The 3,711-nt window shown below is 29.4% G+C and carries 4 protein-coding genes and 1 pseudogene; all 5 read left to right on the top strand.

Annotation, left to right across the window (positions count from 1 at the left end; genetic code table 11):
* The first annotated feature begins 211 nt into the window (after positions 1-211).
* The gene (locus TJ68_RS03540; RefSeq protein ID WP_040928776.1) at positions 212-769 is read left to right on the top strand and encodes a recombinase family protein; all 558 of its coding nucleotides are present in this window, start codon (positions 212-214) and stop codon (positions 767-769) included.
* Positions 769-2,763, top strand: a pseudogene (locus tag TJ68_RS08825) (HsdM family class I SAM-dependent methyltransferase). Before TJ68_RS03540 ends, TJ68_RS08825 begins: the two are co-directional and overlap by 1 nt.
* The gene (locus tag TJ68_RS08130) at positions 2,753-3,061 is read left to right on the top strand and encodes a restriction endonuclease subunit S (RefSeq protein WP_052327287.1); all 309 of its coding nucleotides are present in this window, start codon (positions 2,753-2,755) and stop codon (positions 3,059-3,061) included. The pseudogene TJ68_RS08825 and the gene TJ68_RS08130 overlap by 11 nt, the downstream one beginning before the upstream one ends.
* Positions 3,046-3,291: a hypothetical protein gene (locus tag TJ68_RS08125; protein ID WP_052327286.1), complete on the top strand. Its 246-nt coding sequence runs from the start codon at positions 3,046-3,048 to the stop codon at positions 3,289-3,291. The genes TJ68_RS08130 and TJ68_RS08125 overlap by 16 nt, the downstream gene beginning before the upstream one ends.
* A gap of 138 nt (positions 3,292-3,429) precedes the next feature.
* Positions 3,430-3,711, top strand: a 282-nt coding sequence (locus tag TJ68_RS08120; RefSeq protein WP_238316026.1) for a restriction endonuclease subunit S, incomplete at its 3' end; no start/stop codon positions are given.

Raw genomic sequence — 3,711 nt, 5'->3', positions numbered from 1 at the left:
GACACCGTGCTTTTTTTATGTTTAGAGTTCATTAAACGGTCGTTTTATGAACTCTTTTATTGATTGGTTCTAAATAGTCTATTTTCTATTGCTTTATAGTTCATTTACTCAGTATAATTATCTATGTACATATACTATAGTTTTAAAGGTTTAATGTACTTTATGTATTGAGTTTCTTCTATTATATAGTGTGATTTAGGGAGTGATGAAAATGACACGTATAGGATATGCTAGAGTATCAACTTTAGATCAGTCTTTAAATAGTCAAATGGATATGTTAAAAGAGAGTGGTTGCGAAAGAATTTTTTCAGAAAAAGTAAGTGGAAGAAAAGAAAGACGTACAGAGCTTGATAAATGTTTTGACTATTTACGTTCTGGCGATACTTTAGTAATTACAAAGTTAGATCGTTTAGGCAGGACTACAAAACAATTAATTGAACTTGCCCAAGAACTAGAAAATAGAGATATTGAGTTACATATATTAGATACAAATATTAATACGAATACAGCTATGGGTAAAATGTTTTTTACTATGATGAGTGCTTTTGCAGAGCTTGAAGCAAATCTATTAAGTGAACGCACAAAAAAAGGTTTAGAATCTGCACGTGCAAGAGGTAGAAAAGGTGGAAGACCCCCGATTGATAAAAAAACGAGAGACTTAGTAAGAAAACTCTACTATAGTAAAGAGTATACAATAGATGATATATGTAAAATGACTAAGGTTAGTAAAACAAGTGTATTCAACATAGTAAAGAGAGGTAAATTGTGATGGTAGAAAGAAAAACAGATTTATGGGTATGGGAGTTAATTAAAGAGGCTCATTTAGAGAAAGTTTTAGAACCAGAGAAAAGTTCAGTTATTGAAATACAAAAAGCATTATCAACCTCATCTAAAAGACAGACAGGTAAAACTGGGTTGCCAGAATACATAGGAGTAGTAAATGATTTTGTTATTGTAATAGAAAACAAATCAGAAATAAGTAGGCATATATTTATGGACAATAATGATGTACTAGATTTAACTACATTAGGAACAGAAAACTATGCCGTAAATGGTGCTGTATGGTATGCAAAAAACATTGCGAAAAAGACTAACTTCAAAAAAATCTTTGGGGTTGGTGTATCTGGGAATGAGAAGCATCATAAAATAACTCCGTATTTTATTGATGAAAGGGGTAGGTATGTTGAACTTGAAGATATAGAAACATTTATCCAATTTTCTCATGAAAATATACAAACATATTATTTAAGAGAAGTCTTAAAAGAAGAAACAAATAAAGAAAAAGAATTAGCAATGATATTAAAAGATGCTAAGGAGTTACATGAGGCATTAAGAACTTTTGGTTCTATAGGCGATCAAGATAAGCCCATTATTGTATCAGGTATTTTGTTAGCATTAAATGAAATAGAATATAAGAACTTTTCAATTGAAGAACTAACAGGGGATAAGTTAAAAACCGATGGTAGTAAAATATATGAAGCAATTGAAACTAGTTTAAAACGTTCTAATGTTTCACCAGAAACAAAATTAGATAAGATATTAAATCAATTTACAATGATTAAAGATAATAGTCAAATAAACATGTTTCATGAATCGCTAGGAAAAACACCGTTAAAGTTCTATACCGAATTTATATATAATAGAATTTTTACTAATATCAGATATACAAATTCTAGTGAAGATATTTTAGGAAGATTTTATGGAGAGTTTATGTCATATTCTGGTGGTGATGGACAATCATTAGGAATTGTTTTGACACCACGTCATATAACGGATTTATTTTGTGAGTTATTAGATGTTGATTATAAGGATAATGTTTTTGATCCTACCTGTGGTACTGGTGGCTTTTTAATAGCATCCATGCATCATATGCTAGAAAAAGCAAAAGAAGAGTTAAGTGAAAAAGAATATGAGATTGCTTCATTTAATATAAGGCAAAATCAACTACACGGGATTGAACTTCAATCCAGAATGTTTACTGTTGCTACCACTAATATGATATTAAGAGGGGATGGTAAATCTAACTTACTTAATGAAGATTTTCTTAAACAAAATCCACATAAATTGCAGGAAGAACAATATACAGTTGGTATGATAAACCCTCCATAATCGCAAGGTTCTAAAGAATATCCAGATCAATATGAAATTGCATTCACTGAACATTTATTAGATTCCATGATAAAACATGCTAGAGTAGCGGTAATAGTCCCGCAGTCATCTATGACAGGTAAAACTAAAGATGAAAGAGAAATTAAAGAAAACATATTAAAGAACCATACTTTGGAGGGTGTTATTACCTTAAATAAAGATACATTTTATAGAATTGGCGTAAATGCATGTATTGCAATATTTACTGTCGGAGTACCACATCCGAAGTTACATAAAGCTAAGTTTATTAATTTCGAAGATGATGGTTTTGAAATTCAAAAACATCGAGGACTTGTCGAAACTGTTTCTGCAGTAGATAAGAAGGAGATATTACTTAATGTTTGGAGAGGTAATATAGAATCATCAAATGATTTTTGTGTAGAAACAACTGTTCAGCATGATGATGAATGGCTACATTCTTTTTATTATTTTAATGATACGATACCAAATGAAAAGAGTTTTGAGCAAACAATATCAGATTATTTATCATTTGAACTACAAATGGTATTGAATAATAGAGAGTACTTGTTTACTGGGGAAGAACCTAATTGTCAGGATGAACTGGAAGTGTTAATTGAAAAAATAAAAACAGAGGATAATAGCAATGATAATTAACTTAGAAAGTCTTAAATGGAAAGAATTTCGTATTGGCGATATTTTTATTGTCTCAGGAACTAAAACAACCCCTCCAGAAAGTCTTATTAGTAATGGCAATATTCCACGTATAACTTGTGCTGGTACTAACAATGCTCTTGATACTTTTTATAAGAACGAATCTACAGAAAAAGGTGGAGTATTAACAGTTGACAGTGCAACAGAGGGGTTTATTTATTATCAAGGATATGATTTTATAGCTACCGATCATGTTGAAATTATAAGACTTAAAGAGATAAATTTATGTCAAAAGGACTAGGGCTTTTTCTTGTGAACTCCATTAATAATTTCAAAGATGGTAAATACTATTATGGATATAAGTTTAGTCAAAAGAGAATAAAAAATCAGATTATTAAACTTCCAGTCGATAAATATGGTAATCCTGATTGGGAATATATGGAGTATTTAGGGAATGAGGTAATTAATAAAGAAGAAAAATATATTATAGAATACATTAATGAGAAAATAAATACATTAAAAACGTGTTAATAGATAGCACAGAATTAAATTTAGAAGATAAAAATGGGAAGTCTATAATCTTGAAGAACTATTTACTATACGGAGAGGTAAAAGATTAACAAAAAGAATACAAAAGAAGGTTATATACCATATATATCATCTACAGGAATGAATAATGGAGTTAACAATTTCATTAGTAATAATAAAAATGTAAGAAGCTTTGAAAATGTATCAACCATCGCTAATAGTGGCACAGTCGGTTCTACTTTCTATCACAATTATAAATTTGTTGCGAGTGATCATGTTACTGCACTTATTAATGATAATTTTAATAAATATCATTATTTATTTATCAATACACTTTTAAAAGTGATGGGTAAAAAATATCATTTTAATAGAGAGATGAATGATTTTAGATTATCACGTGAAAAGATTATGTTGCCTATTGAT

Origin of the sequence: Nosocomiicoccus massiliensis (assembly GCF_000438455.1) — a bacterium.
Classification (GTDB): Bacteria; Bacillota; Bacilli; order Staphylococcales; family Salinicoccaceae; genus Nosocomiicoccus; species Nosocomiicoccus massiliensis.
Note: the sequence above shows the minus strand (reverse complement) of the source record. Positions and strands in the feature narration are given on the sequence as shown.